Annotated in this window: 27 protein-coding genes; 13 read left to right on the forward strand and 14 right to left on the reverse strand. The window is 65.9% G+C overall.

All coding sequences use genetic code 11. From position 1 onward, the window contains the following. Positions 1-112: 112 nt before the first annotated feature. Entirely contained in the window at positions 113-2,365 is a 2,253-nt protein-coding gene (locus tag HAH_RS11090; RefSeq protein WP_008312566.1) for an NADP-dependent malic enzyme, read from the forward strand. A 284-nt stretch (positions 2,366-2,649) separates the two neighbouring features. Here HAH_RS11090 and HAH_RS11095 read toward each other — a convergent pair whose 3' ends face one another. The 4 genes from HAH_RS11095 to truD form a co-directional block, all read right to left on the reverse strand. Beyond that, positions 2,650-2,910, reverse strand: coding sequence for a hypothetical protein (locus tag HAH_RS11095; protein ID WP_014040987.1), 261 nt, complete (start codon positions 2,908-2,910; stop codon positions 2,650-2,652). A gap of 333 nt (positions 2,911-3,243) precedes the next feature. Then, complete coding sequence (locus tag HAH_RS11100) at positions 3,244-3,906, reverse strand: ribonuclease H family protein (protein WP_014040988.1); 663 nt, start codon at positions 3,904-3,906, stop codon at positions 3,244-3,246. Positions 3,907-4,304: 398 nt separating this feature from the next. Continuing rightward, positions 4,305-5,000 (reverse strand): phosphoribosyltransferase, encoded by a 696-nt coding sequence (locus tag HAH_RS11105; RefSeq protein ID WP_014040990.1) that lies wholly within the window; start codon positions 4,998-5,000, stop codon positions 4,305-4,307. A 70-nt stretch (positions 5,001-5,070) separates the two neighbouring features. Continuing rightward, positions 5,071-6,453, reverse strand: a complete 1,383-nt coding sequence (gene truD, locus HAH_RS11110; RefSeq protein ID WP_014040991.1) for a tRNA pseudouridine(13) synthase TruD — start codon at positions 6,451-6,453, stop codon at positions 5,071-5,073. Between the two features lie 146 nt (positions 6,454-6,599). On the opposite strand from truD, the gene HAH_RS20315 reads away from it, so the two are divergent. Next, complete coding sequence (locus HAH_RS20315) at positions 6,600-6,728, forward strand: hypothetical protein (RefSeq protein ID WP_255355537.1); 129 nt, start codon at positions 6,600-6,602, stop codon at positions 6,726-6,728. 13 nt (positions 6,729-6,741) lie between these two features. Here HAH_RS20315 and HAH_RS11115 read toward each other — a convergent pair whose 3' ends face one another. Together HAH_RS11115 and HAH_RS11120 are read right to left on the reverse strand one after the other, a co-directional pair. Further along, the gene (locus tag HAH_RS11115) at positions 6,742-8,091 is read right to left on the reverse strand and encodes an MFS transporter (RefSeq protein WP_014040992.1); all 1,350 of its coding nucleotides are present in this window, start codon (positions 8,089-8,091) and stop codon (positions 6,742-6,744) included. 78 nt (positions 8,092-8,169) lie between these two features. Next, entirely contained in the window at positions 8,170-9,573 is a 1,404-nt protein-coding gene (locus HAH_RS11120; RefSeq protein WP_014040993.1) for a short-chain fatty acid transporter, read from the reverse strand. 159 nt (positions 9,574-9,732) lie between these two features. Between HAH_RS11120 and HAH_RS11125 the strand changes: the two genes are divergently transcribed. After that, complete coding sequence (locus tag HAH_RS11125) at positions 9,733-10,704, forward strand: C-terminal binding protein (protein ID WP_014040994.1); 972 nt, start codon at positions 9,733-9,735, stop codon at positions 10,702-10,704. A 21-nt stretch (positions 10,705-10,725) separates the two neighbouring features. On the opposite strand, the gene HAH_RS11130 is transcribed toward HAH_RS11125, so the two are convergent. Continuing rightward, on the reverse strand, positions 10,726-11,649 hold the full coding sequence (locus tag HAH_RS11130; RefSeq protein WP_014040995.1) for a thiamine-phosphate synthase family protein: 924 nt from the start codon (positions 11,647-11,649) through the stop codon (positions 10,726-10,728). 196 nt (positions 11,650-11,845) lie between these two features. Between HAH_RS11130 and tenA the strand changes: the two genes are divergently transcribed. The 5 genes from tenA (at position 11,846) to HAH_RS11150 (ending at position 15,379) form a co-directional block, all read left to right on the forward strand. Beyond that, positions 11,846-12,505 (forward strand): thiaminase II, encoded by a 660-nt coding sequence (gene tenA / locus HAH_RS11135; RefSeq protein WP_014040996.1) that lies wholly within the window; start codon positions 11,846-11,848, stop codon positions 12,503-12,505. Then, positions 12,502-13,266 (forward strand): TenA family protein, encoded by a 765-nt coding sequence (locus HAH_RS11140; protein WP_044951964.1) that lies wholly within the window; start codon positions 12,502-12,504, stop codon positions 13,264-13,266. Before tenA ends, HAH_RS11140 begins: the two co-directional genes overlap by 4 nt. Then, on the forward strand, positions 13,267-14,775 hold the full coding sequence (locus HAH_RS11145; protein WP_014040998.1) for a sodium:solute symporter family protein: 1,509 nt from the start codon (positions 13,267-13,269) through the stop codon (positions 14,773-14,775). Next, positions 14,772-14,900 (forward strand): hypothetical protein, encoded by a 129-nt coding sequence (locus HAH_RS20320; RefSeq protein WP_014040999.1) that lies wholly within the window; start codon positions 14,772-14,774, stop codon positions 14,898-14,900. The genes HAH_RS11145 and HAH_RS20320 overlap by 4 nt, the downstream gene beginning before the upstream one ends. 83 nt (positions 14,901-14,983) lie before the next feature. Continuing rightward, positions 14,984-15,379 (forward strand): universal stress protein, encoded by a 396-nt coding sequence (locus HAH_RS11150; RefSeq protein ID WP_014041000.1) that lies wholly within the window; start codon positions 14,984-14,986, stop codon positions 15,377-15,379. Between the two features lie 53 nt (positions 15,380-15,432). On the opposite strand, the gene psmB is transcribed toward HAH_RS11150, so the two are convergent. From psmB to pth2, 3 genes are all read right to left on the reverse strand, one after another. Then, entirely contained in the window at positions 15,433-16,125 is a 693-nt protein-coding gene (gene psmB, locus HAH_RS11155) for an archaeal proteasome endopeptidase complex subunit beta (RefSeq protein ID WP_014041001.1), read from the reverse strand. Next, a complete protein-coding gene (gene psmA, locus HAH_RS11160; RefSeq protein WP_007188840.1) occupies positions 16,125-16,859 on the reverse strand; it encodes an archaeal proteasome endopeptidase complex subunit alpha in 735 nt (244 codons plus the stop codon). Before psmA ends, psmB begins: the two co-directional genes overlap by 1 nt. Positions 16,860-16,928: 69 nt before the next feature. Next, positions 16,929-17,267, reverse strand: coding sequence for a peptidyl-tRNA hydrolase Pth2 (pth2, locus tag HAH_RS11165; RefSeq protein WP_014041002.1), 339 nt, complete (start codon positions 17,265-17,267; stop codon positions 16,929-16,931). Between the two features lie 77 nt (positions 17,268-17,344). On the opposite strand from pth2, the gene HAH_RS11170 reads away from it, so the two are divergent. Genes HAH_RS11170 through HAH_RS11185 form a run of 4 tightly spaced genes read left to right on the forward strand, consistent with a single transcriptional unit; the run spans position 17,345 to position 20,293 of the window. After that, complete coding sequence (locus HAH_RS11170; protein ID WP_014041003.1) at positions 17,345-18,088, forward strand: YIP1 family protein; 744 nt, start codon at positions 17,345-17,347, stop codon at positions 18,086-18,088. Between the two features lie 41 nt (positions 18,089-18,129). After that, complete coding sequence (dcd, locus tag HAH_RS11175; protein WP_008312536.1) at positions 18,130-18,717, forward strand: dCTP deaminase; 588 nt, start codon at positions 18,130-18,132, stop codon at positions 18,715-18,717. Between the two features lie 32 nt (positions 18,718-18,749). Further along, positions 18,750-19,646, forward strand: coding sequence for a thiamine-phosphate synthase family protein (locus tag HAH_RS11180; RefSeq protein ID WP_014041004.1), 897 nt, complete (start codon positions 18,750-18,752; stop codon positions 19,644-19,646). Further along, on the forward strand, positions 19,643-20,293 hold the full coding sequence (locus HAH_RS11185) for a methyltransferase domain-containing protein (protein WP_014041005.1): 651 nt from the start codon (positions 19,643-19,645) through the stop codon (positions 20,291-20,293). Before HAH_RS11180 ends, HAH_RS11185 begins: the two co-directional genes overlap by 4 nt. Before the next feature lie 83 nt (positions 20,294-20,376). Here the strand turns inward: HAH_RS11185 and HAH_RS11190 are convergent, their stop codons facing one another. Both HAH_RS11190 and HAH_RS11195 read right to left on the reverse strand, forming a co-directional pair. Continuing rightward, positions 20,377-21,249 carry an ABC transporter permease gene (locus HAH_RS11190; RefSeq protein WP_014041006.1) on the reverse strand — a complete coding sequence of 291 codons (873 nt, stop codon included), beginning with the start codon at positions 21,247-21,249 and terminating at the stop codon, positions 20,377-20,379. Then, positions 21,246-22,313: an ABC transporter ATP-binding protein gene (locus HAH_RS11195; protein WP_014041007.1), complete on the reverse strand. Its 1,068-nt coding sequence runs from the start codon at positions 22,311-22,313 to the stop codon at positions 21,246-21,248. Before HAH_RS11195 ends, HAH_RS11190 begins: the two co-directional genes overlap by 4 nt. 89 nt (positions 22,314-22,402) lie before the next feature. On the opposite strand from HAH_RS11195, the gene HAH_RS11200 reads away from it, so the two are divergent. Beyond that, positions 22,403-23,077, forward strand: a complete 675-nt coding sequence (locus HAH_RS11200) for a helix-turn-helix domain-containing protein (protein WP_023843374.1) — start codon at positions 22,403-22,405, stop codon at positions 23,075-23,077. Here the strand turns inward: HAH_RS11200 and HAH_RS11205 are convergent. Both HAH_RS11205 and HAH_RS11210 read right to left on the reverse strand, forming a co-directional pair. Beyond that, positions 23,074-23,835 carry a DUF7001 family protein gene (locus HAH_RS11205; protein WP_014041009.1) on the reverse strand — a complete coding sequence of 254 codons (762 nt, stop codon included), beginning with the start codon at positions 23,833-23,835 and terminating at the stop codon, positions 23,074-23,076. The two genes, HAH_RS11200 and HAH_RS11205, sit on opposite strands and share 4 nt — an antisense overlap. 149 nt (positions 23,836-23,984) lie before the next feature. Beyond that, a complete protein-coding gene (locus HAH_RS11210; protein ID WP_044951969.1) occupies positions 23,985-24,473 on the reverse strand; it encodes an HTH domain-containing protein in 489 nt (162 codons plus the stop codon). Between the last annotated feature and the right edge of the window lie 101 nt (positions 24,474-24,574).

Consider the following 24,574-nt stretch of genomic DNA (forward strand, 5'->3'; position numbering starts at 1 on the left):
CACGACCGGGGCAAAAACCGCTGCAACAAGCCGATATTCGACAACCGTCGTTGTACCGCTCGTCCGTTGACAGTAAACTTGTCTTTTTTACAGTAGGGTTCGACATCCGGATATGGGACTTGACGAGGATGCACTGGAGTACCACCGGAGCAAGCCGCCGGGGAAGATAGAGATTGCGACGACGAAGCCGACGAACACACAGCGAGACCTCTCGCTGGCGTACTCGCCCGGCGTGGCCGCACCGTGTGAGGAGATCGACAAAGATCCCGAGAAGGCCTTCGAGTACACCGCGAAGGGGAACCTCGTGGGCGTCGTCTCCGACGGGTCCGCCGTGCTCGGCCTCGGCGACATCGGTCCGGAAGCCGGGAAGCCGGTCATGGAGGGGAAGGGCGTGCTGTTCAAGCGGTTCGCTGACATCGACGTGTTCGACGTGGAGCTGGACACGGACAACGCCGAGGCGATGATACAGACGGTGGAGGCGATGGAGCCGACCTTCGGCGGCATCAACCTCGAAGATATCGCCGCCCCGGAGTGTTTCGAGGTCGAGCGCCGACTCAGCGAGAAACTCGACATCCCGGTGTTCCACGATGACCAACACGGGACCGCGATCATCTCCGGCGCGGCGCTGGTCAACGCGGCCGACATCGCCGACAAGGACCTGGAGGAGCTGGAGGTCGTCTTCTCCGGGGCCGGAGCCTCCGCTATCGCCTCGGCGAAGTTCTACGTCTCGCTTGGCGTCTCGAAGGACAACATCACGATGTGTGACTCCTCGGGCATCATCACCGAGGAACGAGCGACCCACGAGGAACTCAACCGATTCAAACAGGAGTTCGCCCGCGACATCCCCGAGGGCGACCTCGCCGACGCGATGGACGGGGCCGACGTGTTCGTCGGGCTCTCCGTCGGCGGCATCGTCGACCAAGAGATGGTGCGGTCGATGGCCAGCGACCCCATCATCTTCGCGATGGCGAACCCGGACCCGGAGATCGGCTACGAGTCGGCCAAGGCCGCCCGCGACGACACGGTCATTATGGCGACCGGCCGTTCGGACTACCCGAATCAAGTCAACAACGTCCTCGGGTTCCCGTTCATCTTCCGCGGCGCGCTCGACGTGCGGGCGACCGAAATCAACGAGGAGATGAAAGTCGCAGCGGCCCGCGCACTGGCCGACCTCGCCAAGCAGGACGTGCCCGACGAGGTCGTCAAGGCCTACGGCGACCAACCCCTGCAGTTCGGCCCGGACTACATCATCCCGAAACCGCTGGACCCGCGGGTCCTGTTCGAGGTGACCCCCGCCGTCGCCGAGGCCGCCATCGAGAGCGGCGCGGCACGGACGAATATCGATACGGAGGCCTACGTCGAAGAGCTCGAAGCGCGGCTGGGCAAGTCCCGCGAGATGATGCGCGTCGTGCTCAACAAGGCCAAGAGCGACCCCCAGCGGGTCGTGCTCGCCGAGGGCCACGACGAGAAGATGATCCGCGCGGCCTACCAGCTGGTCGAACAAGGAATCGCCGAGCCGGTCCTCATCGGTGACGCCGACCGCATCGAGTCCACGCGCCGGAAGTTCGGCCTGGAGTTCGACCCCGTCGTCGTCGACCCCGAGACAGCCGACGTGGCAGACTACGCCGACCGACTGTACGAACTCCGCCGGCGGAAAGGCATCACCCGCCGCGAAGCCGACGAACTCATTCGGGACGGGAACTACCTCGGCAGCGTGATGGTCGAGATGGGTGACGCCGACGCGATGCTGACCGGGCTTACCCACCACTACCCCTCGGCCCTGCGCCCGCCGCTGCAGGTCATCGGGACGGCCGACGACGCCGACTACGCGGCCGGTGTGTACATGCTGACGTTCAAGAACCGCGTCATCTTCTGTGCGGACACCACGGTCAATCAGGACCCCGACACGGACGTGCTGGAGGAGGTCACCCGTCACACCGGGGAACTGGCCCGTCGGTTCAACGTCGAACCGCGAGCGGCGATGCTGTCGTACTCGAACTTCGGGAGCGTCGACAACCCCGGGACGAAGAAGATCCGCCGGGCGGTCTCGCGCCTGCAGGACGACGACCGCGTGGACTTCCCGGTCGACGGAGAGATGCAGGCCGATACCGCCGTCGTCGAGGACATCCTGCAAGACACCTACGAGTTCTCCGAACTCGACGACCCCGCGAACGTCCTCGTGTTCCCCAACCTCGAAGCCGGGAACATCGGCTACAAGCTCCTCCAGCGGCTGGGCGGCGCTGAGGCCATCGGGCCGATGCTCGTCGGCATGGACAAGCCGGTCCACGTCCTCCAGCGCGGCGACGAGGTCAAGGATATCGTGAACCTCGCGGGCGTCGCCGTCGTCGACGCTCAACAGGAGTAACAGACGCGAGCGTGGCGAGCGTTTTTCGCCGCCGAAAGACTCGCTGCCCTCGTCTTTCGAGCCCTCGTTCGCTCCGCTCACGAGAACCACGTTTTTCGAGGAGTGGTGTGCGAGTGCTGCGAGCACACCCGAGCTGAAAAAGGTGGTAGCGACATCGTGAACCTCGCGGGCGTCGCTGTCGTCGACGCACAGCAGGAGTAGCGACTAGCGACTGCTTTTTTTGAGCTAGGTCGGAATCATCCGTCAAAAAACGTAGCGTTCAGGCCTGTCGCCGGAACGCGATGTCACGTATCGCCTCGCCGTCGGCCGCGGGTCGGTGGGTGGACGAAGAGTGCGTCAATGACCGCCACAGCACCGACAACTGATGCGCCAGCGATCGCTACCTGCATCGAGAGGCCCAGAACGACCGCGGCGACGAGTGTGAGGACGAACACCGCGGGGATGACGGCGAGAACGAGGTCGTGCCGCGTCGGCGACTGACGCGGCAACAGCTGCTCGACGTACTGTCCGCTGAAACCGTCCGGTCCGTCAGTTCTGGTACTCAACGTTGCTCACCTCCCACTGCATACTATCTCATTTCTAATATATAAAATTTGGTCTGTGTGACGTTCCCCAAACGTACGCTAGAATGGTTCCAACTATCTACATAACTTATAGCGATTATCTTCTGTGAAACGTGACTGACAGAGAGCCTCGGAACCACCAGTTACGATGATTTCTGGCTGTGGCCAGATTTATCCACAGAATCGCGGTCGTATGTGATATTTCAGGTACGACAGCTGTGTGCCGGTCGAAGGGCTGGTACGGCTACGTGCTACTGTCGGCAGCGGCGTGAGAGAATGGGATACCGTGGCCGGCAGGGGTGCCGGTGCGCTCCGTCAGTCAGATGCGCCGCCACGCTCCGCGCGTGATGGCGGCGGGACGCGTTCGTTTACCGTCGGCGCGTCAGGGAGGACACATCGGTCCGGCTCGCCGTTGACGTGAGCGTACTGGTCGGGTGCGTTCGCCAGCGGATGAGCGGGGTTACGGTCGCCGGAGATCCGTGCGGCACGGACCTCGCCGAACCCGTTGATACGTGCCTGGATTCCGCGCCAGTGCAGTCCCGTTGCCGGCGGGACCGACACGGAGTGTGGCGGGTCGTAAGCGGAGCCATGGGAGGCCAGCACCTCCGCGTTCACGTTCTCGGCGAGCTGGTCGTGGTCGATGAGCAGGCCGACGCGGGCGTTGGGCGGGGCCCGTCTCGCAAGCACGTCGAGCCCCAGATGGAGCGCCCGGTACTCCGCGACGTTGTTGTCGGGGCAGGTGTCTGGGACAGACAGCCTGACGACGCGCTCACCGTCGAGCGTTTCGACGACGACACCCAGCCCGCCTGTCGGGCTGTCCGAATCGCTGTCGGGCGATGTCGTGCCGCCGTGGGGCCTGAACGACCCGTCTGTGGCAACGTAGAAGTCTCGATGGTGACTCCGCGGCGGATGCGCGATATGCGGCGTCGGTGATTCATCGAACAGGTCTCGAAGTGACGGCCGGCCGTAAGCGGCCATAGTTTCCGTTGGGTAAGCAGGGTATTAAATATATTCCCTCGACAGGCTTCTCGTCTCAGTACAGCGGTTTGACGGCTTACTGGACGGGCTACTCTCTACTTCAGACCCGCACCCCGTGTCGAATCTGTTAGCTGGTGAGAAAGAGTTATATCCACGTAGGCCCATGTTACCAACACACATGACTCCGACGAAAATTCGTGAACGACTCGAAGAGGCAGAAGGCCGGGTCGACACAGAGCAGTTCGTCAGCGCGTTAGAGTACGTCCGGGACGACGGTCGTACGCGTCGCTAACCGTATTTTTATCCTGGCTAGCGGAGGCGCGTACTGGGCCTAGCGATGGTGAGCGACGAGACTAGCGGATCTGAGCGATACCTGTTGGGCCACTTCGTGGCCCGGTTCAGTCGTCGGTGAGTTGCCAGCCGTCGCCGACCGATTCGACGACGCCGCGCCGCTCCATCTCGGTCGTGACCTCGCCCAGTCGATTCGGCTGTGCGATCTCTAAATTCGTGCGGCTGACGCCGTGGTACTCCCGCAGTAGCTGACGGATGTCGTCTTCGTTATGGGTCTGCTGGTCGCTCTTTTCCATCACGCCTGCGACGAGTTCGACCATGTCCTCGACGAAGTTCCAGGGGTAGACGACCCAGGTCCACTCCTCAAGGCGCTCGCCGACGAACTCCGGCTCGTGGTCGCTGGTCTGGAGCAACTGGAGCGTCGCTGTCCGGACGCTGCTCGGGTTTCGGTCGCGCACGCACTCGGCGGCCGTTTCGATGGACTGGCCAGTGTCGGCGATGTCGTCGACGACCAGCACGTCCTTCCCCTCGACCGCGCCGTCAGCCAGCGGGTATTTCACCTGCGCCTCCTCGCCTTTCGCCGCGGTCCCGACGTAGTGTTCGACTTTCAGGCTCGCCAGGTCGTCCAGCCCGAGGAAGTCACAGAGACAGCGCCCGCCGAACCAGCCGCCCCGTGCCAGCGCGACGACCACATCGGGTTCGAACTCGGCGGCCTTCACGTCGTCAGCCACGTCTCGACAGAGGCCGTAGATGTACTCCCAGTCGGTGATGGTACACGAGAACTCATCCGGTAGCTCGCCCATACGAGATGGCGTGTGTGGCCGGACTTAACCGTTGCATATTCCGCATCAGTTGCCGAGCACGGTTGAACCGCTACGCGTTCGGGTCGCCTTTCCGGAACTCCCGGAGGAGGACCGTCGCGTAGCTCCCCTTTGGCAGCGAGAACGAGAACGTCAGGTCGGCGTCGTCGCGCTCGACACCGAGGTCCGTTCGGAGCAGGATGGCCCGCCGCGTCCCGTCGCTGTCGAACGCGCCGGGGAGGTCGAAGTCGCCCTGTTCGAGGCCGACGTCGTCGAGGACTTCACGGGCGATGTCGCCCGGTTCGCCACTGCCCAGCTCAGTATCGGTCCCGACCAGCGGCGCGGTGACAAACGCTCTCCCGCGCTCGCAGTGGCGCTCAACGGTCGACAGCCGCTTGGCAGTGACTTCCTGGGTGCGGTCGGCGTCCGGAATCGGGAAGGCCTCGGGCGCGTCGCTGTCACGGAAACAGACTATGTCGCCTTCCACGGGCCGGTCGAAGGGGAGGCCCCGTTCCAGCCGCTCGGAAAGGATGCGGTTGAAGACGTACGACTGGGCGGCGTTGACGAACAGCGACTGGAGGTTCGACGGCAGCGCCTCCAGTGCCTCGCGGAAATCCGCCGGCTCGCTGGCTCCGTTCTCGACCAGCCGGTGACAGATGGAGCGCTCGTAGCCCAGCGCGCCGGGCAGCCTGTCCAGCGCGCCGGCCCAGTCGTGGGTTTCGTCGACGTATGCTCGCGCCTCCTGCGTCGACTCCGGTTCGCGCTCATCCGGGTTTCCGACGTAGGCGAGGACTGCGTTCTTCCACTCGCCGCGGGCGATGGCCAGCCCGACCTCGTGGGTGACCGGCCGGCGAGACCCGAACCGCTGCTGGCCGAAGTAGTTGGGGACGCCGACCGTCGTGTCGCCGTCTGGCAGCGTGGCGTCGCTGGACCGGGCCCTGTCCCCCGTCGGGTCCTCTCCGCTGGCGAACGCCTGCAGGTCGGCCACCACGCTGGCGGCGTTGTCGGTGTTCTCGGTGTCCCGGACGACAATCTCGAAGGCATTGCCCGCCAGATCGCCGAAGAGGATGGGGCGGCCGGCGCGGCCGATAACCTCGATGTCCGTGCCGCCGATCTCCGGCAGGTCCTCGGCTGCGACTCCCTTTACCGAGAACAACTGGGTCGTGACCGCGCGCTTGTCTTTCGTTCCCGCCCACGACACCCGCTCGCGGGAGATACCCAGCCTGTCGGAGAGTTTGCTGGCAAAGTCGTTGGTCTCCCAGTTACGAAGCTCCGCCCGGAAAACGAGATGCGGATACGCCCCGGTGTCGGCGTCGACCGGTTCGGTGCCGAACGCCTCCAGTTCCCGAACCCGGAAGTCCGCAGGGGAAGCGCGGAGGTGGCCGCCCACCCCGTCGGCGTCGCTGACGTAGTACTCCATACCGACCGCTCGCTCGATTGGGTGGGCCGCTTGCATTGTGTGGCTGTTTGCGGGTCAGCGCTTAGGGCTGGCGTTTGCGGACGCACCCTCGTTTTACGCCGTTCCTCGCACCTAGTGTTATCACGACACACAATCTAGCTGTTTACAGGTCGTGGCTATGCGGGCGACCGGAGAGCACCACGATGCCAAAGCTAGCATGCGAGAGTTGCGGACGAGAGATAACGTTCGACAGGGACGGTCAGGAGTCCCGCGCGCCGATGCGGTACTGTCCACGCTGTGGCGAGGAGTTCCCGCCGCGCGACGAGTGGTAGGCCGGCACGGCGATTATCTGTAGGCCTCGAACTCCCGGCCGAAGATAGCGAAGTAGACGACGCCGACGAGGCCGACGACCGTAGCGACGCCGAAGGCCAGTTCCGGACCGGCCTGTATGACGACATCGCCAACGGGCACTGCCCACTCGCTCCCGTAGAGCCAGCCGCCGAGCGCGGCGCTCGGGATGACCAGCGTGTTCCGAAGCAGGTAGTACGTCCCGGTGACGCGGCCGCCAGCGTCCTGTTCTGCCGGGCCGACGATGAGCGCCTTGTGGGCGGGCAGGCCGGCAAAGCGCAGGCCGGAGAACGCGAACAGGAGCACCAGCACCCACTGGTTGCCCGGCGCGAAGATGAGCAAGAGCGGGAACACGGCGTAGACGAGAAAGCCCAGCGCGACGGCGGGCTTGAGGCCGGCCCACTCGGTGAGCTTTGCGACGGGAGCCATCGAGATGATGGCGACGACCATCTCGACGCCGAGCAGGACGCCGAAGAAGGCGTCGGGCCGTAGCTCCACGCCAAAGCCGGTGAACCCCACCGAGAGAAATTCCGTGACCACGATGACGAAAAACACGTACACCATACCGTTGGCGAAGCGGACGAACGTATCGGCGACCAGAAGGGGGCGGAGTGTCGCCGGCATCGTCCGCAGGTCGGCGAGTATCTGGTCGATGCCCTCGAAGGACTTTCCGAGCGTGTCCTCGCTGGCGTCGTAGAGGAAGTGCTGTGCAACGGTGGCGACGAGACCACAGGCCAGCGCGACCAGTAGCACGCGCTGGAACCCATCGACGAAGGTCGCCGTCGTCGCGAGCAGCGCCGCGGCAGCGAGGGGCCCGAGCAAGAAGCCGATGCGGCGGAACATCTCCGTACTGGCAAACCCCATCGCAAGGCGCTGTGACGGGACGCTCTGTTTGACGATGGCGAAGGTCGCACCCAGCCCGAAGGACTTCCAGGCCTGTGCGAGAAAGAGCCCGACGAACACGAGCGTCCACGCCGGCAGCGTCGTCGCGCCGAGCGTGATGTCGCCGACGACCGAAGCGAGATACCAGATACCGAAGCCGACCGTCGCCAGCGTCGCGAAGGCAGTCAGTGCCAGCCGCGAGCCGATGCGGTCCGACACCGCGCCGCCCGGATAGGGATACACCGCGCTGATGAGGTTCCCGACGCTCCCGTACAGGCCGATGACGCCGGCGCTGGCCCCCAACAGCCGCATGTACTCGGGGATGTAACGGCTGGTCATCTGGAACGCGAGGCTGAACGCCAGCATGGACAGCGACAGCACGAGCACGTCCCGCTCCAGCGCGAAGAACTGCCGGAAGGAGTCGAGCAGGTCCACGTCCTCCTCGGCTCCCGTCTCGGTTGCCATTATCGGAGTGCAGTTTCTCTAACAACTTAACGCTCGAAGAAGAGGCAATCAGCCTCGGCTGTCCCGCCGGGTCCCTGCTCAGTACGGCAAGACGAACAGCACGACCGCCAGGAACGGCGTGAGCGCGAGCATCATCGCGATAGCGTAGCCGAACATCTCCCGGGCCTTGATGCGGGTGATGGCGAGCAGCGGCAGCGCCCAGAAGGGGTTCAGGAGGTTCGTGTGGGCGTCGCCGACGGCGTAGGCCATCGTCGCCTGCCCGGCCGGGACGCCGAGGTTCTGCGCGGCTTCGAGAATCGGCGGCCCGAGAATGATCCACTCACCGCCGCCGGAGGGAGCGAAGATGTTGACCGTCGCGCCGGTGAGCCAGGCGATGACCGGGAACGTCTGTGGCGACGAGACCGAGATGAGCGCGTTGGCCATCAACTGCGCCAGCCCGGAGGTGGCCATCATCCCCTGGATGCCGGCGAAGAACGGAAAGAGCAAGACGATGCCCGACGCGGCGGTCGCCGCCTCGCCGAACTTCTCCCGATAGGTCTGTGGGTCCATGTAGATGAAGATCCCAATCGTCAGGAAGCCGAAATTGACGATGTTCAGTCCGAGCGCGTCGATGCCGGACTGAACGAACTGCGAGGCGACCAGCGCGATGCCGGTCAGGCCGATAATCCCACCGAGAACGCGGCTGTGGTTGATGCGCTCGGCCGGGACCTGCTTGGATGTCGCAGTCGCTTCCACGCCGCCGTCGCTTGCGGACTCGAACAGGTCGTCTTCGGGGATGTAGTGCGTGATGCCCCGTGCCTGGTCGCCGGTCGGCGTGATGACGTAGAGGACGACGAGGGCGTAGGCTATCGAGAGCCCGGTCAGAATGAGGCCGTAGGGGTGGAAGATGGTCTCCGAGGCGGAGACGACAACGTCGATGACGCCCTGCTGGATGAACTCGTTGCCCTCGGTTGCGAGGAGGAGCGGTGCGGACCCGGACAGCCCCCAGTGCCAGGTGAGGCCGAGGCCGAGATAGCCGGCCACGCAGAGGACCGGATAGTGAGCGTCGATGTCGTTCTCGTGGGCGGTCTTGCCCATCTCCCGGGCGAAGATCGCACCGAGGATGAGGCTCAGTCCCCAGTGAACCCAGCCAAGCAGCATCGTCAGCAGGCCGACGAGAACGACCGCCTGTTTCCCGGTGTTGGGAATCTCCGTCAGCCGGCGGATGCCGGCGTTGATACGCGGGTGGTACGCCACGACGAAGCCCGTCATCAGGATGAGGACCATCTGCATCGAGAACGTCAGGAAGGCCCAGAAGCCATCGTACCAGAACCCGACCATCTCGACAGGGCCGGACCCGGTGAGGCCGACGCCGGCCAGAAACACGACGTAGCTGAGGATGAGCGCGAACAGGAACGGACTGGGCATCCACCGTTCCACCCACGCGGAGAGTCGATAGCCGATACGTTCGAGGGAAGTTTCATCTGTGTTACCAGCCGACATACTGTTGCCACCTCCTCGCGAATATGTCATAAAAGTTTGCTGCTATTTTGTCAGTTCTCCGCTAGTCACCGCTGTGCAGCCACAGTCCTGTGACGCGATTCCGACGACCGGACCGATCCTGACAGATGATTTTATCTCGGGTCCGAAGCAAGTCAGAGTATGTCATACAAAGTCGTCGTCTCTGACACCAAAGTGATGGACGGGGAGACACGGGCGGCGGTGCTGAACGCGGTCGACGCGACTGTCGAAACGATAACGGCGAAAGAGCCGGCGGCAGTCGCACGCGCAGTGAAAGACGCCGACGCGTTAATCGTCGACGCCGGCACGCAGGTCACGGCCGAGGTCATCGACGCCGCCGACTCGCTCAAAGTGGTGGGCCGGGCCGGCATCGGCGTGGACAACATCGATGTCCAGGCGGCAGTCGAGGCCGGCGTGGCGGTCGTCAACGTCCCAGAGTACTCTGTCGAAGAGGTGTCGACCCACACGTTCGCGCTCGTACTCGCCTGCCTGCGGAAGATACCCACGTTCGACCGCTCGGTCAAGCGCGGCGAGTGGGAGTGGTCGGTCGGGCAGCCGGTCCGTCGCCTCGCCGGCAGCACCGTTGGCCTCGTTGCCTTCGGCAAGCTCGCCAGCCGGTTCGCCGCGAAGCTCCGGGGGTTCGACGTGGACGTCGTCGCCTACGACCCGTACGTTCCCGAGTACCGGATGGGCGACCTCGGCGTCGAGTCGGTCACGTTCGGGACGCTGCTGGCCGATTCCGACATCGTCTCGCTGCACGCGCCGCTGACCGACGAGACTCGGGGGATGATCGACGCGGACGCGCTCGACCAGATGCGCGACGACGCGCTGCTCGTAAACACGGCCAGGGGCGGGCTCGTCGACGAGACGGCGCTGTACGACGCGCTCGCCGGCGGCGACCTCGGCGGGGCCGGACTGGACGTTCGCGAGGCGGAACCGCCCGGTGACTCGCCGCTGCACGACCTCGACAGCGTCGTCTGTAGCCCCCACGTCGCGTGGTACTCCGAAGCGTCCCGGGTCGAACTGACACAGACCGTGGCCGAAGACGTCATCCGGGTACTGCGGGGCGAGGAGCCGGAGAACCCCGTCGACCCCGAGACCGGCTGGTTCTGACGGTCTCGGCGGCCGAGACGGTTATGTGTCGGCTTCGGCGAGGAGTTCGACCGCAAGTTCGGCCGCCTCGACCGCCGACTCGCCGAAGACGTAGGTTATCGGTTCGATGCCGAACGCGCCGCTGTGGTAGATGACACGGGGGACGCCGCCGCGTTCGCGGAAGGCCGCTTCGAGCCGTTCGTCCCGGTCCTCGTAGCCGGCGTCGAACTCCAGCAGCTCGATGCCCTGCTCGTGGGCGGCGTCGAGGACCGCCTCGTCAGTGCTCAGATTGAGCGCCGCCCGGCGCGAGGGGTCGACGGCCATCGCCGCCAGTATCGTCCCCGCGACGTGTTCCGACGCGCCGAACTCGGGGTTCGACGGGACGTTGACCCGCCCCCGCAGATCGTGAATCCGGCCGGGGACCGCCGCCACGTCGAGGGCGTCCCCGGCGTCCGGCAGCGCCATGCCGACGTTCATCCCCACGTTCGGGATGGCGTCGACGACGACGGCGCTGTCCGCCAGCAGTCGCGTGGCTCGCCGGACCGACGACAGCACGGCCCGTTCCGCTTTCACGGCGGTATCTGTTCCCCGAACACAGAGGTCACAGCCCATCCCCTGTAGCGCCGGCATCTCCTCCTCGTGGACTGCACAGATGGGCCCCCTATCCTCGAACTCCCGTACCAGGGCGAGCAGTTCGCCAAGCACCGCGAACTCGTCCATCTCGCCCGCGGCCAGTCCGTCGGCGATCCGCTCGATAGTCTGTTGCATCCGGGCGTCCTCTCGAAACCGCTCTTCTACGGTGACCGAGCCGCTGCCGTACTTGCTTACTGCGGCCTGTGTCACTCCGAGCTGGTCGGCGATCTCCTGCTGCGTCCACCCCTTCTCGTCGAGTCTCGTGGCGAGCATCGCCCGGGCCGTCGGGAGGAATCGCTCGACCACGATTTCGCTCGGCAACTGCAGTGTCATTGCCAGAAGTGAGGGCCGTAGTTCGTTTAGCAGTTTGGACTACGAAAGCTGCTGGTCGACTGCGGCGTTCTGGAAGCAGACAGCCGGAGGGGCCCGCTCGTACTCGGAGTTCGCCGTGTGCGTCACGGATCACCTTGTTACAACTTGGTTGTATTAGCAGGATATAATACGTCGGAGGTTGTTGTGTTGGCCACCAATGGCGTTCAGCGACCACCTGCTCGACATCGGCGAAGACATCTGGGACGCACAGAAGGACCACCCGTTCGTCCGCGAACTGGCCGACGGGACACTCGACGAAGCGGCGTTCGAGCACTGGGTGAAACAGGACTACCGGTACCTGCAGGACTACGCGCGGCTGTTCGCGCTCGCCGGCGCGACGGCAAACGACGAATCGACGATGACGCACCTGCTCGGGGTCGCCCATCAGGTGCTCGACACCGAGATGGACCTCCACCGGGAGTTCGCGTCGGACTACGGCATCTCGCGTCGTGAGTTGGAGTCTACCGAGAAAGCTCCGACCTGTCTGGCGTACACGAACTTCCTCGTCCGAACGGCCTATGAGGGCCACGAGGCGGAGATCGCCGCCGCGCTATACCCTTGCATGCAGGGTTACCTCGACGTGGCCGAACACATGGCCGACCTGGCCGACGGCGAGCACCGGTACACGCCGTTCATCGATATGTACACCAGCGACGACTTCCGCGAGGCGACGGGCTGGTGTCGGGCGTACGTCGACCGCTGTGGCGAGCGCTATCCCGGCCAACACGACGCCATGGAAGACGCGTTCCGCACGAGCGCGAAACTCGAACACCGGTTCTGGGAGATGGCCTACACGCAGGAGGGGTGGGAGCTATGACTGGCGAGACGTACTCGGCGTACGCCGACCGCGTCACAGACCCCCGATTCACCGACTGGCTCCGGGAGCAGAGTCAACCGGACTGGGACGCCGCCGTCGAACACCGGTTTGTCGAGGAACTCGGGGCCGGCACGCTCGACGAAGACGCGTTCGCCGAGTATCTGGTACAGGACTACGCGTTCGTCGACGAACTCGTCGGGACGTTCGGCCACGCGGTCGGGCAGGCCCCCGATATGGCCGCCAAACGCCAGTTTGTGGAGTTCCTCGATACCGTGACCGACGAGGAAGACGACTACTTCGAGCGCTCCTTTGCCGCACTCGGCGTCGAAGATTCGCGCTGGCAGGACCCCGAGCAGACGCCGGCGACGAGGGCGTTCATCGACCTGCTCGCTCGTGCCGCCCGAGAGGGGGGCTACGCCGAGACGCTGGCCGTCCTCGTCCCGGCAGAGTGGATATACGAGTCGTGGGCGACGGCCGCCGCGGCGGCCCACGGCGACCCGGACAGCGACGGCCTCCCCAGCTCCGGGATGGGACTGCCGTTCTACTTCGCCGAGTGGGTCGATCTCCACGCCGTCGACTCCTTCGTCGCGTTCGTCGACTGGCTCCGGGGCGAACTCGACGCCGTCGGGCCGACGCTTTCGCCCCGCCGGGAGGCCCGCGTCGCGTCGCTGTTCGACCGCACGGTCACGCTCGAACAGCAGTTCTTCGAGACGGCCTACGAGGAAACCGCTGAGACGCCCGACCACGAGGTGAGCCCGTAGATGGTATCCTCAGCTATCGTTCTCGGTCTGACCGCGGCGACCGTTCTCGTGTTCACCGGCATCGGCCTCTTCGCCGCCCGCGGCCGAATCGACTCGGTGGAGACGTACATCTCGGCCCGTGACTCGGCCGGTAGTGGGACCCTCGCTGCGACGGTCATCGCGTCGATGATGGGCGTCTGGATTCTGCTGAGCCCCGCCGAGGCCGGGGCCGCCTTCGGTGGGCTGCCCGCCGTGCTGGGCTACGCCATCGGCAGCGCGATTCCACTTCTCCTCTTTATTCCAGTCGGCGCTCGCATCCGCGAGGTGATGCCCGCAGGCCACTCGCTGACGGAGTTCGCCTACGCTCGCTTTGGCTCCGGGATGTACCTGCTCGTCCTGCTAGTCTCAGTGTTTTACATGTTCATCTTCCTCGCCGCGGAGATGACCGGCATCGCCGGCGCGCTCGCGCTCGTCGCAGACGTGCCGCTCTGGCAGACCTCGCTGCTCATCGGCGGCTTCGTCCTCGTCTACACGGCCTACGGCGGCCTGCTTGCGAGCATCGTCACCGACACCGTCCAGACGCTGGTCATCCTCCCACTGCTAGCCGTCGGCTTCGGCGGCGCGCTCCTCTCGCTGGGCGGGACGAGCGAGTTCCACGCGACGGTGGTGTCGGCCGACCCGACGCTGCTGGACCCCGGATTCGGCCCCGGCCTGGAGTTCGGGCTGTACGTCGCCTTCGCTCTCCTGGGCGCGAACATGCTGAACCAGGGGGTCTGGCAGCGGGTGTACGCCGCCGACGGGGAGCGCGCCCTCCGTCGCGGACTGGGCATCGCCGCCGTCGTCGTCGTGCCGATGCTCCTGCTCGCCGGCCTGTTCGGCATCGCCGCCGCGGGGCTGGGCCTCACGGAATCCGGTTCCGCCAGTATCGCCTTCTTCCTCGTGGTGGCGGAGGCGTTCCCGACGTGGGTGACCCTCGCCATCGTTGTCCTCGCCGTATTGCTGGTGATGAGTTCCGCCGATACGATGTTCAACGCTATCGCCAGCGTCGTTACGGCCGACCTCGCCCGGTTGCTCGACGATCCCGACCAGCGGACCCTGTGGCTGGGCGGGCGCGGGCTGACGGTCGCCGTCGCGCTCGCCGCGATGTTCATCGGTGCGCAGGGGTACAGCGTCCTCCAGTTGTTCCTGACTGCCGACCTGCTGGCCGCTGGCGTCTTCGTGCCCTTCCTCGCCGGTCTCTACACTGAGCGGCTCGCCGGGCCGGGCGCGCTGGTCTCTGGCATCGCAGGATTACTCGTCGGCTTCACGTACTTCCCGTCGCTCCGCGGCCTCGTCGCCGCCGTGCCAGGCGTCGGGAGTATGCTGCCAGCGCCGTCGTTCCTCATTGCCTTCGCTGGCGCGACGCTCGTCTCGGCCGCCCTCACCGTGGTTGCGACGCTTCTCGGCGGGGCCGACGCCGACCTCGACAGCCTCGGCCGGGAGGTCCGTGCGCTTGACGATCCGGTGGCCGACGGGGGGTCCGAGCAATGACGCTACCAGCCGTCCTCCCCCTCGCCGCACTCGGGTCGACGGCGTTCGCGGTGCTGGCCTGGGGGTCGATTCTGCTTGTGCTCGCTGTCTTTCTCGCCGTCGGCTGGCTGGTCCTGACCGAGTAGTCCGGCGACCGTGAGAGTCCGGATATACGGCGTTTCGTGGTAACAAGACACATACTTATCATGATGGGTGAGGAACGTCGCATATGCAGACTTTCGTGCTCGCAACCAATTCCGAGACAGTCAGCCAGACACTGTGTTCATACCTCGAAGACGTCCTCGACCCGGACGACAGCGTATACGCGGTCAACTCACAACCGGGCGGAGACAGGACGCCACCGGATGCGGTTGCCGACGGGAAGGCCGCACTCGAAGTCGTCTCGGACCGTCTGGGCGACCAGGTGTCCGTCGAGACCTACCAGATAATCCGGGGGAACAGCCCGGCTGAAGATATCTTCGACATCGCCGAAGAGGTCGATGCCGACGAACTCGTCATCGGCGTCCGCAAGCGGAGCCAGACCGACCGGCTCATCTTCGGGAGCGTCGCCCAAGATATCATGCGGCAGTCGAACTACCCAATGCGGGTCGTGCCGCGGGAGTAGCGACTGGCCGCCGGTAACGGACCGCAGAGAAAGCAAAGACCGAGACAGCCGCGCTATTCGGCCGACTCGTAGTCGTCGAAGGCGTCGATCTCGACGCCCTCGTCGGTGATTTCAGCCAGCACGACACCGTTGCCGGACCCGGTGTCACGCTCGGCCGCGGCGTTGACCGCGCGAATCGCCAGATTGCGAGCCTCGGAGAGACTCATCTCGGGGTCGTACTGCCCTTCGATGGTCCCCGTCGCGACCATCGTCCCGGAGCCGGTGACGGTGTAGTCGTCTTCGAGCACGCCGCCAGCTGGGTCGACGCTGTAGACGTGGCTGCCTTCTTCGTCGACGCCGCCGACGATCGGGTTGATGGCGAAGTACGGGCCACCGCGGGCGAAGTTACCCGCGAGCGTCGCCAGCGCGTGAATCGAGAGCGGTTCGTCGCGGCGGACCTCGTAGAGGTCGGCCTCGGCGCGCAGCGAGCGGATGAACGACTGGGCCCCGCCGACGCTGCCGACCAGCGTCATCGCGGCCGTCGGGTGGATCTGCTCGACCTTCTGGACCTGCTTGTTCGAGACGAAACGGCCGCCCAGCGAGGCGCGGCGGTCCGTCGCGATGATGACGCCGTTCTCCGTCGAGATGCCGACGGTCGTCGTCCCGGTCTTGACGACGTTCTCCTCGTCGCGGCCGCCGTCCTCGTTCGGCAGGTTGCCGACCTCGGGTTCGTAGGCGTCGGTCAGTCGGTTCTCGGGGTCGTACATCAGTTCTCACCTCCGAGTTCGAACTCTTCCAGGCGCTCGGCGATGTCGTCCTCGGCGAGCTTTTCGAACTGCTCGCTTTCCACGTCGATGGTGGCGATGTCGACGCCGGTCGCGTCGAGGCCGTCCTCGTTGACCGAGGCCAGCGCCCGGAGCGCGAGTTCGATGCCGGCTTCGAGGTCCATCTCCTCGGCGTACTCGTCTTCGAGGAACGTCTGGATGTCCTCGCGGGAGCCGCCGATGGCGACTGCCTGCCACTCGTAGGGCGTTCCCGAGGGGTCTGTCTCGAACAGCCGGGGTTCGCCGTCCTCGATACCGGCGACGAGTAGCGCCACACCGAACGGGCGTGCGCCGCCGGTCTGGGTGTACTGCTGGATGTAGTCCGTAATCTCCTTCGTCAGCGACTCGACGGAGGCGGGCTCGTCGTAGCGCAGACGGTTGACCTGGGCTTGGCGGCGCGCCACGTCGATGAGCTGGCGCGCGTCGGCCACGTGGCCCGCGCTGGCGACGCCGACGTGAGAATCGATCTCGTGGATCTTCTCGATGCTGTCGCGCTCGATGAGCGGGGACCGGGCGTGGCGGTCAGCGGCGATGACCACGCCGTCCTCGGTGCGGACCCCGACGCTCGCGGTTCCGCGCTTGACGGCTTCTCGTGCGTACTCGACCTGATAGAGGCGTCCGTCCGGGGAGAAGATGGTAATCCCGCGGTCGTAGGCCTGTTGTTCGTTTCCTTGCATGATGTATCGTGTTGTTGTTCACCTGAGGTTAGGGTTGCTCTTATATAACCGTATCGCGGACCGCTGCCCTCAGAACAGCGGCAGGTCGCCGGTGACGCGGTCCACCAGCTCGTCCTCGGCGGGGCCGACGGCGAGTGCCGTGACAGTCCCCGGGTCGAGCTGTGTGTGGCCGGCGTCTCGGACGACCGCATGCGGCAGGCCTTCGCGCTCGGCCACGTCCGCGAGTTCGAACAGCTCGGACTCGCTGGTGACCTTCAGGACGACTTTCTTCTGCCCCGCGCCCTTCCAGGCTTTGCGGGGTTTCGGGCCGGCGTCCTCGTAGGCCGACAGCGAGGCGTGGGCAACCTGGGCGGCGAGCTTGCCCTCGCCCATGCCGATGTCGGCCCGCGCGACGATAGCCTGCTTCATACGATTACATGGCCACCCGTACTTAAACGCCCGTCGGACTCCCTCCACGGTTGCACATACCACAGAGTACATACGCCGTGGCCGAGCACACCCCGGAGATGCCCTCCATCATCCGAACGTTCCTCCTGCGACCGGGCGCGTTCTTCGAACAGCGACGTGACCGGCTGAACGGACTCCGTGGCGGCGGCCTCGCTCTCGGCATCGCTGTCGTCGTCACAATCGTTCTCGGAGTCGCGCTCCGGCTGTTCGCTGACCAGTTCACCGGCACCGTCGAGCGAGACAACCCCGCACGGCCGCCGGAACAGCTGTGCGAAGACGGCGGCGTCGGCGGAATAACCGTGTCCGGCTGTGACGAACCGGCGACACAGACCGTCGAAGTCGGGTCGTTCATCTGGGACTACGCGACTAGGGCCCTTCCAAGACTGTTTTTCGGCTTGATTATCGCCTGGATCGGACTGATGATCGGGCTGTATGTCGGCGCAAAGCTAGCCGGCGGCTCCGGGCGGTTCGGCGAGACGGCAGAGATCACCGCCTGGGGACTGCTCCCGTCCGTTGTCGGCGTTGCCGCTGGCGGTGCTGCACTCGTCTTCTTCGCTGCCACCACCGACCTCTCCGCGTCCTCGCCGGAGCTCCTACTCGAACAGGTACGGCGTCTACAGAACGGCCTCTCCGGACTCGTATTTCTCGCAATACAGGTCGGGACAGCGGCCTGGCAGGCGTACGTCTGGGCTGGCGGCCTCCGGGTCGTCCACGAGATCAGCAGGTACGCGGCAGTCGCCATCGCCGTCATCGCCGCGACGCTCCCCGTGATTGCCTCCTGAGAATCGGGGAGTTTAGGCTTCCGGCCGCACACGCCACTGTCATGATACTCTCAGATGCGGATATTCTCCGGCGGCTGGAACAGGGAGACCTCGTCGTCGAACCGCTCGACGACCCGGACATCCAGATTCAGCCGGCCAGCGTCGACCTCCGTCTCGGTCGTGAGTTCCTGGAGTTCCAGCACGCCAACATCCCCTGTATCCACCCGAACTCCGAGGACGAAGTCGCCGACTACGTCGAGGAGACTGTCGTCGAGGAAGACGAGGAGTTCATCCTCCACCCCGGCGACTTCGTGCTGGGGACGACCCACGAGCGCGTCGCCATCCCCGACGACCTCATCGCCCACGTCGAAGGGCGCTCCTCGCTGGGCCGACTTGCGATTGTGGTACACGCGACGGCCGGCCTGTGTGACCCCGGCTACGAGGGCCAGATTACCCTCGAACTGTCGAACCTCGGCACTGCGCCCGTTGCGCTCACGCCCGGAATGCGAATCTCGCAGCTCACCTTTACCGAACTCAAGACACCCGCCGACCGCCCGTATGGGGCCGAACGCGGCTCGAAGTACCAGGGCCAGTCCGGACCGCAGGCGAGCAAGATACAGGGAGATAGAGAATTCGGGGGCGACCAATGAACGGGACGGCTCACGGTGGAGGGCGGCGATAGATGCGGTTCATCGAGGAAATCGTCGTCGACGACTTCCTGCCGACGTTTCGCTCGCTGCTGGCCGACGCCCTCAGAGAGCGCGGGCTGACACAGTCCGAAGTCGCTGACCTGCTGGGCATCAGCCAGAGTGCGGTCTCGAAGTACGTCCACGGCGACGTGGCGCGCCACGACGACCTGCTGGCCCACCGCGGGCTGGAGGAACTGGTCGAGCGACTGGCCGACGGGCTGGCCGACGGCGATATGAGTTCCGTTCAGGCGCTGGTCGAAACGGAAGTGTTCATCCGCGAACTCGAACAGGGCGGCGTCCTCGCGCAGTTACACGAGGACGCGGTCCCAGAGCTGGGCGACTACGACGACGAGTTCGCTGTCCACGACCCGGACTCGCAGCTCCGGTCGGCCGAGCGGACGCTCGCGTCGGTGCGGCGGGGGCTCAGCGTGCTGGAAAACACCAGCGGGTTCGCGACGCTCATCCCGGCGGTCGGGTCGAACCTCGTCCAGTGTCTCCCCGAGGCCGACAGCATCGAGGACGTGGCCGCCGTCCCGGGGCGGATTCTCGACGTGAAAGGACGGGCAACGATTCCGGCGGACCCGGAGTTCGGCGTCAGCGAGCACGTCGCGTCGCTGTTGCTGGCGGCGCGGGCCGCCGGAAGCGACGCCCGCGCAGTGTTGAACGTCCGCTACGACGACGGTGTCGTGACCGCACTTCGAGATGCCGGTCGGACCGTGGTCGAGTTCGACGCCGAGGAGAGCGTCGAGCCGGCCGTTGCGGCCGCGCTGGCTGACGACCCGGGGGCCGACGTGCTCTACCACACCGGCGCGATGGGTATCGAGCCGGTGGTGTACCTGCTCGGGGACGACGCTGTGTCGGTCGCTGAAACGGCGCGCGAAATCCTGTGACCGACGCGCAATCATTCTACGGCCGGTGGGCGCGAGTGTACGACTGGGTAGCGAATGCCCCCGGCGTGGCGTCCTGGCGCGACCGGACGGCGGACGCGCTGGCGCTCTCGCCCGGCGATACCGTCGTCGAAATGGGCTGTGGGACCGGGGCGAACGTGCCGGCCCTCCGCGAGCGAGTCGGGCCGTCGGGTCGGGTCGTCGGCATCGATGTGACCCGAGCGATGCTCGACCGCGCACGCGAACGGCCCGCGAGAACCGGCGAGACCGTTCATTACGTGCAGGCCGACGCCGCCCGCCCGCCAGTTCGAGCGGCGGATGCCGTCCTGGCGACATTCGTTGCCGGTATCTTCGAAGACCCCGCTTCGGCCGTCGACGCGTGGTGTGACAGCGTTGGCCCGGGCGGCCGTGTCGCCCTGCTGAACTTCCAGCGAAGCCCCAGCGCTCTCGCCGCACCGTTGAACCTCGCGTTCGAGGGGTTCGTCCGCCTCTCCGCGCCGGGAACGCGCCTGTCAAGACAGTCACACGCCAGCGCGTTCGAGCGACGGGTGCGGGCGGCCCGCGAACGGCTCACCGAGCGGACGGTTGCGCGCCGCTACGAGACGATGGCCGGCGGGTTCGTCGGCCTGCTCAGCGGGACCGTCGCGTAGCGCACGCGGGTTCCGGCGGGCACCGGGAGGGCCGAAACGCTTCCAGCGGATTCGGCGGGCGGAGAGGGGGCAGGGCGGCCCGGTCACGCCACCTCGGACCCCGTCGCACGGCCCATGAGCCAGACGGAGACGGCACCGAAGACGACATCGAGCGCACAGAGAACCGCGAGCGCCGGCACGAGGGTGTCGTAGACGCCGCCGAACGCCGTCACCTCGACGACTGTCAGCACGTCCCGACCGAGGACCAGCGCTCGAATCGCGTCGACGCCATAGGTGACCGGATTGACCGTGGCGACCACCTGCACCGACTCTGGCAGCGAGGACGCGGGGAGAAACGCCGAGGAGAGGAACAGTAGCGGGAACAGCAGGAGGTTCCCGACCGCGTCGAGCGTCTCCTCGTCCCGGGTCGCCACCGCGACGGCGTTCGAGAGCGCCATGTACCAGAGCGCGAAGAGGACACAGACGAGGACGATGCCGAACAGCCCCACGAGTCCGGTCTCGACGGTGGCGCCCATCGCCAGCCCGAGGCCGAAGATGACGAACACGTAACAGACGAGGCGGAACAGTTCGGCGGCGGCCTTGCCGGCGAAGACGGCGGTCCAGCGCATCGGCGAGACGGTCACCTTCTCGAACATCCCCGTCTGGAGGTCCTCGACCAGTCCGAGGCCGGAGGAGAGCGACGACGACATCGACACCTGGACGACGGCCGCGGGGAGGACGAAGGGGAGGTAGCCGACGCCCTCGAATCCGGCCCGTTCGAGAGCGAGAGTGCCGACGTCGCCGAAGACGGCCGTGAACATCAGCAGGGAGAACACCGCCATGAAGAGTTCGAGAAAGACGACGGTCGGATTCCGAATCGCCTTCCGGGTCCACCGCTTGAAATTGACCCAGATGTCTCCGACGAGGGAGTTTCCGGCCGACCGCGACGGACCGGCGTCGACGCCCGCGGAACTCATCGTGTCCCTCCGGACGGCCCCGGCCCGGTTTCGCCGTCGTCCCCAGCGGTGAAGCCGTCGGTTCGCCCGTCCGCGATGGCGAAGAAAACGTCGTCGAGCGTCGGTTCGTCCACGTCGAACCCGGTCACGGCAACGCCCGCCTCGCGGAGCGCAAGCAGGTAGTCCGTGCCGCGCTCGGCGGCGTCCGTCGTCGTCACCCGAACCGTGTCGTCGACGGTTTCGACCGTCGCGTCCGGACCGAAGCGCGTTCCCTCGCGGGCCACGTCGGCCGCCGTTTCGGCGGTCTCACGGCCGCCGTCCACGTCGACTTCGAGGATCTGACCGCCGACGCGGCGCTTCAGTTCGGCGGGCGACCCCGTCGCGGCGATGCGGCCGTCCCGGAGGACGGCGACGCGGTCACAGAGCGCGTCGGCTTCTTCGAGATACTGGGTCGTGAGGAATATCGTGGTCCCCGTCTCGTTGAGCCGGCGGAAGTGGTCCCACAGGCGGTTTCGTGCCTTCGGGTCCATCCCTGTCGTCGGTTCGTCGAGGAAGACGAGGTCCGGGTCGTGGACGAGGGCCGTCACGGCGTCGAGTCGCTTCTTCATCCCGCCGGAGAACCGTTTGGCGGGCGTGTCGGCGACGTCACCGAGGTCCGCGAGTTCGAGCAGTTCCTCGATTCGCTCTGCTCGCCGACCACGCGGGACGCCGTAGGCCTCGCAGGCGAACGCGACGTTCTCCCGCGCGGTCAGTTCCGCGTCGACACTCACGTCCTGTGCCATGTATCCGATGGTCTCCCTGACCGCCGTCTGCGCCGCGGTCGCGTCGTGACCGTTGACGACGACTTCGCCCTCGGTCGGTTCCAGCAGCGTCACCAACACCTTTACCGCGGTCGTCTTGCCAGCACCGTTCGGCCCGAGGAACCCGAAGAACTCACCGCGAGGGACGGTGAGCGACACGTCCCGGACGGCCGTCGTTCCGTCCGCGTAGGTGACGCGGAGGCCGTCGACGCGTATCGCCGCCGTCGACACGGCGGCCGGCCGGTCGGGATCGTTCGCGACACGTCGCTGTTTCGGTTTCGTCATCGCCGTCAGAGTGGTCGCTCGCCGGTACCGAGAGCGTTCTGTGACGTATGAGAGGTGGGTTTATGTGGCGGTTCCGGCACACATCGGACATGAAACACCTCCGGGTCACCGCTCGCATACCGCCCGACTACGCGCCGGAGTTCTTCGACCTGCTGGCGAACGACCCCGAAATCGAGGAGTCGCGCATCGTCGACTGGAACCGCACCCCCGAAGGGTGTGATACCGTGCTGTTCGCCATCGACGGCGACGCGACCCGGTTCGTCGACCGCGCGCCCTCGACGCCCGGCGTCGAATCGGTGACGCTCTCGGGGGCCAAGCGGCGACGGACGTACGCACTCGTCGAGAATCGGCCGCTGTCGATGCCGATGTTCGACGCGATACACGACGCCAGCACTCGGCTCGGTATCGTCGTTCTCAAGCCGCTCATCTATCGCGACGGCACGGTCTCCTGTCGCGTGGTCGGCGAAGCGGGGCCGCTGCAGGATGCCCTCGACGACGCGCCAGCGCCCATCGACGTCCGGCTGGACAGCATCAGCGCCGTCAGCGACGGCCTAGCGCGACCGTCGTCCAAACTCAGCGAGCGTCAGCGCGAGGCCGTGAGGACGGCCCTCGCTCTGGGATATTACGACCGGCCTCGCGGTGCGACCCACGAGGACGTGGCCGCCGAGCTGGGGTGTGCCCCCGCGACGGTCAGCGACCACCTCCAGCGCGCCGAGGCGAAACTCGTCCGCGCCGTCATGGACGACTTCGGTCCGACGGTCTAGCGCCGATAGCGCCCGGCGTGGCGGGGACAGAACTCGGGTTCACGTAGCTGCGCGGTGACGACGCCGGGCTGGCGGTGAGGATTGTGGAGCCGGCAGGTCTCCTCGTCACAGAACGCCTCGCCCGTGTCGAGGTAGTGGTACGCCTGCAGAACGTACCCCTTGATAGCCTCGGTCGTCCGCGGGTCGTCCTCGACGAGGAACTCGCCCTCGACTTCGTTTTCCAGCACTTCTCGGGGCGGTGCGCCGCCCCCGAACAGGGCGTGTTTCTGCTGTTCCTTGTAGTACTGTTCGGGCTTTGCGGGGGCCTCGTAGAGTCCCGGCACCGAGACGACAGCGGGCTGACCGAGGACGTTCACGCGCTTGTGCCAGCGGCCGTCGTGGTCGCCCCAGGTGCCAACGACGCGGTCCAGCAGCGGGACGTGGAGGTGGTCGAGCGAGCGCTCGGCGTCGGGCAGTCGGTCGCCGAGGGCGCGCTGGACCGCCAGGCCGTCGTAGATGACGCCGCCGGCCCGCTCGGGCGAGTCGAGGGCGCGCTCCTCGTAGCGAACGATACCCAGCATCGTGTTGCCGGTCTCGCGGTCATAGGGCGAGAGCACGCGCGCCTCGGCGAACGACTCCGCCAGGGCCGAATCGCCGTGGCTGGCGAGAAACCGGTCGCGGACAGAGACAGTCGCATCGACACGGGCGTCCAGCCAGTCGGCGATAGCGTCAGCATCGGCGACAGTGGTCGGCGCGCGATACAGTGTGACAGACTCCATATATTGGCCGGTGGTATCGCCGAGTAATACCGTTTACGTCTCGTGGGCCCGGCGGATTTGATACCGGGTGGTGAGGGCGGCGCCCGATTCGAGTTCACCGGTGTCGGCGTCGCCCACTTCAGCGACAGACTGCCCGTCGCTGGAGTGAGCTACGATCCTGTTTCGTGGGGGAGTTCTGGACTCTCTTCGGTGAGGGCGTCGATGAGGTCCATGACCGACCACGTCGTTCCGTCGTCGGTACATGGGTACACCCCGACGAGGTCATCGTCAGCGTAGGCGGCGGCGACAAGCATCGGCAGTCGGAGCACCTCTGTACTCCCGCCGACCAGCAACGAAGACGTTCGCGTTTCGAACGGCGGTCGGAGACTCAGTCCGTGTTCCTCGGCCCACTGTTCGTACCGGTCGACGGTGGCCAGCACGTCACCGTGGCCCTGCTCCTGTGCCATCGGAACCTCCTCGGGCCAGGTCTGTACGGTGAACTCGTCGATGACCCCGGCCGCGTTGAGTTCGGTAAATCGGTCAATAGCCGTTGTTCGCGGCCCACAGACCGGCCGCCTGCTCCAGAGCTGGACGGTAAACGCCCGGGTGGCTGACTCCTCGGCGCTCTGGTCGGTGGTCCGCTGCATCTTTTCAGACATTGGTTGATAATTACTAACATGATGTTTCCACGCTACCATAATTGTTGGTATTTGTGCGATATTAGCGCCGCTATAGCACAAATAATGCAAATATAACCGCA

Origin of the sequence: Haloarcula hispanica ATCC 33960 (assembly GCF_000223905.1) — an archaeon.
Classification (GTDB): domain Archaea; phylum Halobacteriota; class Halobacteria; order Halobacteriales; family Haloarculaceae; genus Haloarcula; species Haloarcula hispanica.

Bases quoted from the DNA above. Each gene is read 5' to 3' on its own strand.
- HAH_RS20315 (WP_255355537.1), top strand. From the start codon at position 6,600: ATGCCAAAGCTAGCATGCGAGAGTTGCGGACGAGAGATAACGTTCGAC.
- HAH_RS11150 (WP_014041000.1), top strand. From the start codon at position 14,984: ATGCAGACTTTCGTGCTCGCAACCAATTCCGAGACAGTCAGCCAGACA.
- HAH_RS11105 (WP_014040990.1), bottom strand. From the start codon at position 5,000: ATGGGCGAGCTACCGGATGAGTTCTCGTGTACCATCACCGACTGGGAG.
- dcd (WP_008312536.1), top strand. From the start codon at position 18,130: ATGATACTCTCAGATGCGGATATTCTCCGGCGGCTGGAACAGGGAGAC.
- HAH_RS11125 (WP_014040994.1), top strand. From the start codon at position 9,733: ATGTCATACAAAGTCGTCGTCTCTGACACCAAAGTGATGGACGGGGAG.
- HAH_RS11200 (WP_023843374.1), top strand. From the start codon at position 22,403: ATGAAACACCTCCGGGTCACCGCTCGCATACCGCCCGACTACGCGCCG.
- tenA (WP_014040996.1), top strand. From the start codon at position 11,846: ATGGCGTTCAGCGACCACCTGCTCGACATCGGCGAAGACATCTGGGAC.
- HAH_RS11120 (WP_014040993.1), bottom strand. From the start codon at position 9,573: ATGTCGGCTGGTAACACAGATGAAACTTCCCTCGAACGTATCGGCTAT.
- HAH_RS11190 (WP_014041006.1), bottom strand. From the start codon at position 21,249: ATGAGTTCCGCGGGCGTCGACGCCGGTCCGTCGCGGTCGGCCGGAAAC.
- HAH_RS20320 (WP_014040999.1), top strand. From the start codon at position 14,772: ATGACGCTACCAGCCGTCCTCCCCCTCGCCGCACTCGGGTCGACGGCG.
- HAH_RS11195 (WP_014041007.1), bottom strand. From the start codon at position 22,313: ATGACGAAACCGAAACAGCGACGTGTCGCGAACGATCCCGACCGGCCG.
- HAH_RS11090 (WP_008312566.1), top strand. From the start codon at position 113: ATGGGACTTGACGAGGATGCACTGGAGTACCACCGGAGCAAGCCGCCG.
- HAH_RS11140 (WP_044951964.1), top strand. From the start codon at position 12,502: ATGACTGGCGAGACGTACTCGGCGTACGCCGACCGCGTCACAGACCCC.
- HAH_RS11130 (WP_014040995.1), bottom strand. From the start codon at position 11,649: ATGACACTGCAGTTGCCGAGCGAAATCGTGGTCGAGCGATTCCTCCCG.
- HAH_RS11180 (WP_014041004.1), top strand. From the start codon at position 18,750: ATGCGGTTCATCGAGGAAATCGTCGTCGACGACTTCCTGCCGACGTTT.
- psmB (WP_014041001.1), bottom strand. From the start codon at position 16,125: ATGTACGACCCCGAGAACCGACTGACCGACGCCTACGAACCCGAGGTC.
- psmA (WP_007188840.1), bottom strand. From the start codon at position 16,859: ATGCAAGGAAACGAACAACAGGCCTACGACCGCGGGATTACCATCTTC.
- HAH_RS11115 (WP_014040992.1), bottom strand. From the start codon at position 8,091: ATGGCAACCGAGACGGGAGCCGAGGAGGACGTGGACCTGCTCGACTCC.
- HAH_RS11145 (WP_014040998.1), top strand. From the start codon at position 13,267: ATGGTATCCTCAGCTATCGTTCTCGGTCTGACCGCGGCGACCGTTCTC.
- pth2 (WP_014041002.1), bottom strand. From the start codon at position 17,267: ATGAAGCAGGCTATCGTCGCGCGGGCCGACATCGGCATGGGCGAGGGC.
- HAH_RS11100 (WP_014040988.1), bottom strand. From the start codon at position 3,906: ATGGCCGCTTACGGCCGGCCGTCACTTCGAGACCTGTTCGATGAATCA.
- truD (WP_014040991.1), bottom strand. From the start codon at position 6,453: ATGCAAGCGGCCCACCCAATCGAGCGAGCGGTCGGTATGGAGTACTAC.
- HAH_RS11205 (WP_014041009.1), bottom strand. From the start codon at position 23,835: ATGGAGTCTGTCACACTGTATCGCGCGCCGACCACTGTCGCCGATGCT.
- HAH_RS11210 (WP_044951969.1), bottom strand. From the start codon at position 24,473: ATGTCTGAAAAGATGCAGCGGACCACCGACCAGAGCGCCGAGGAGTCA.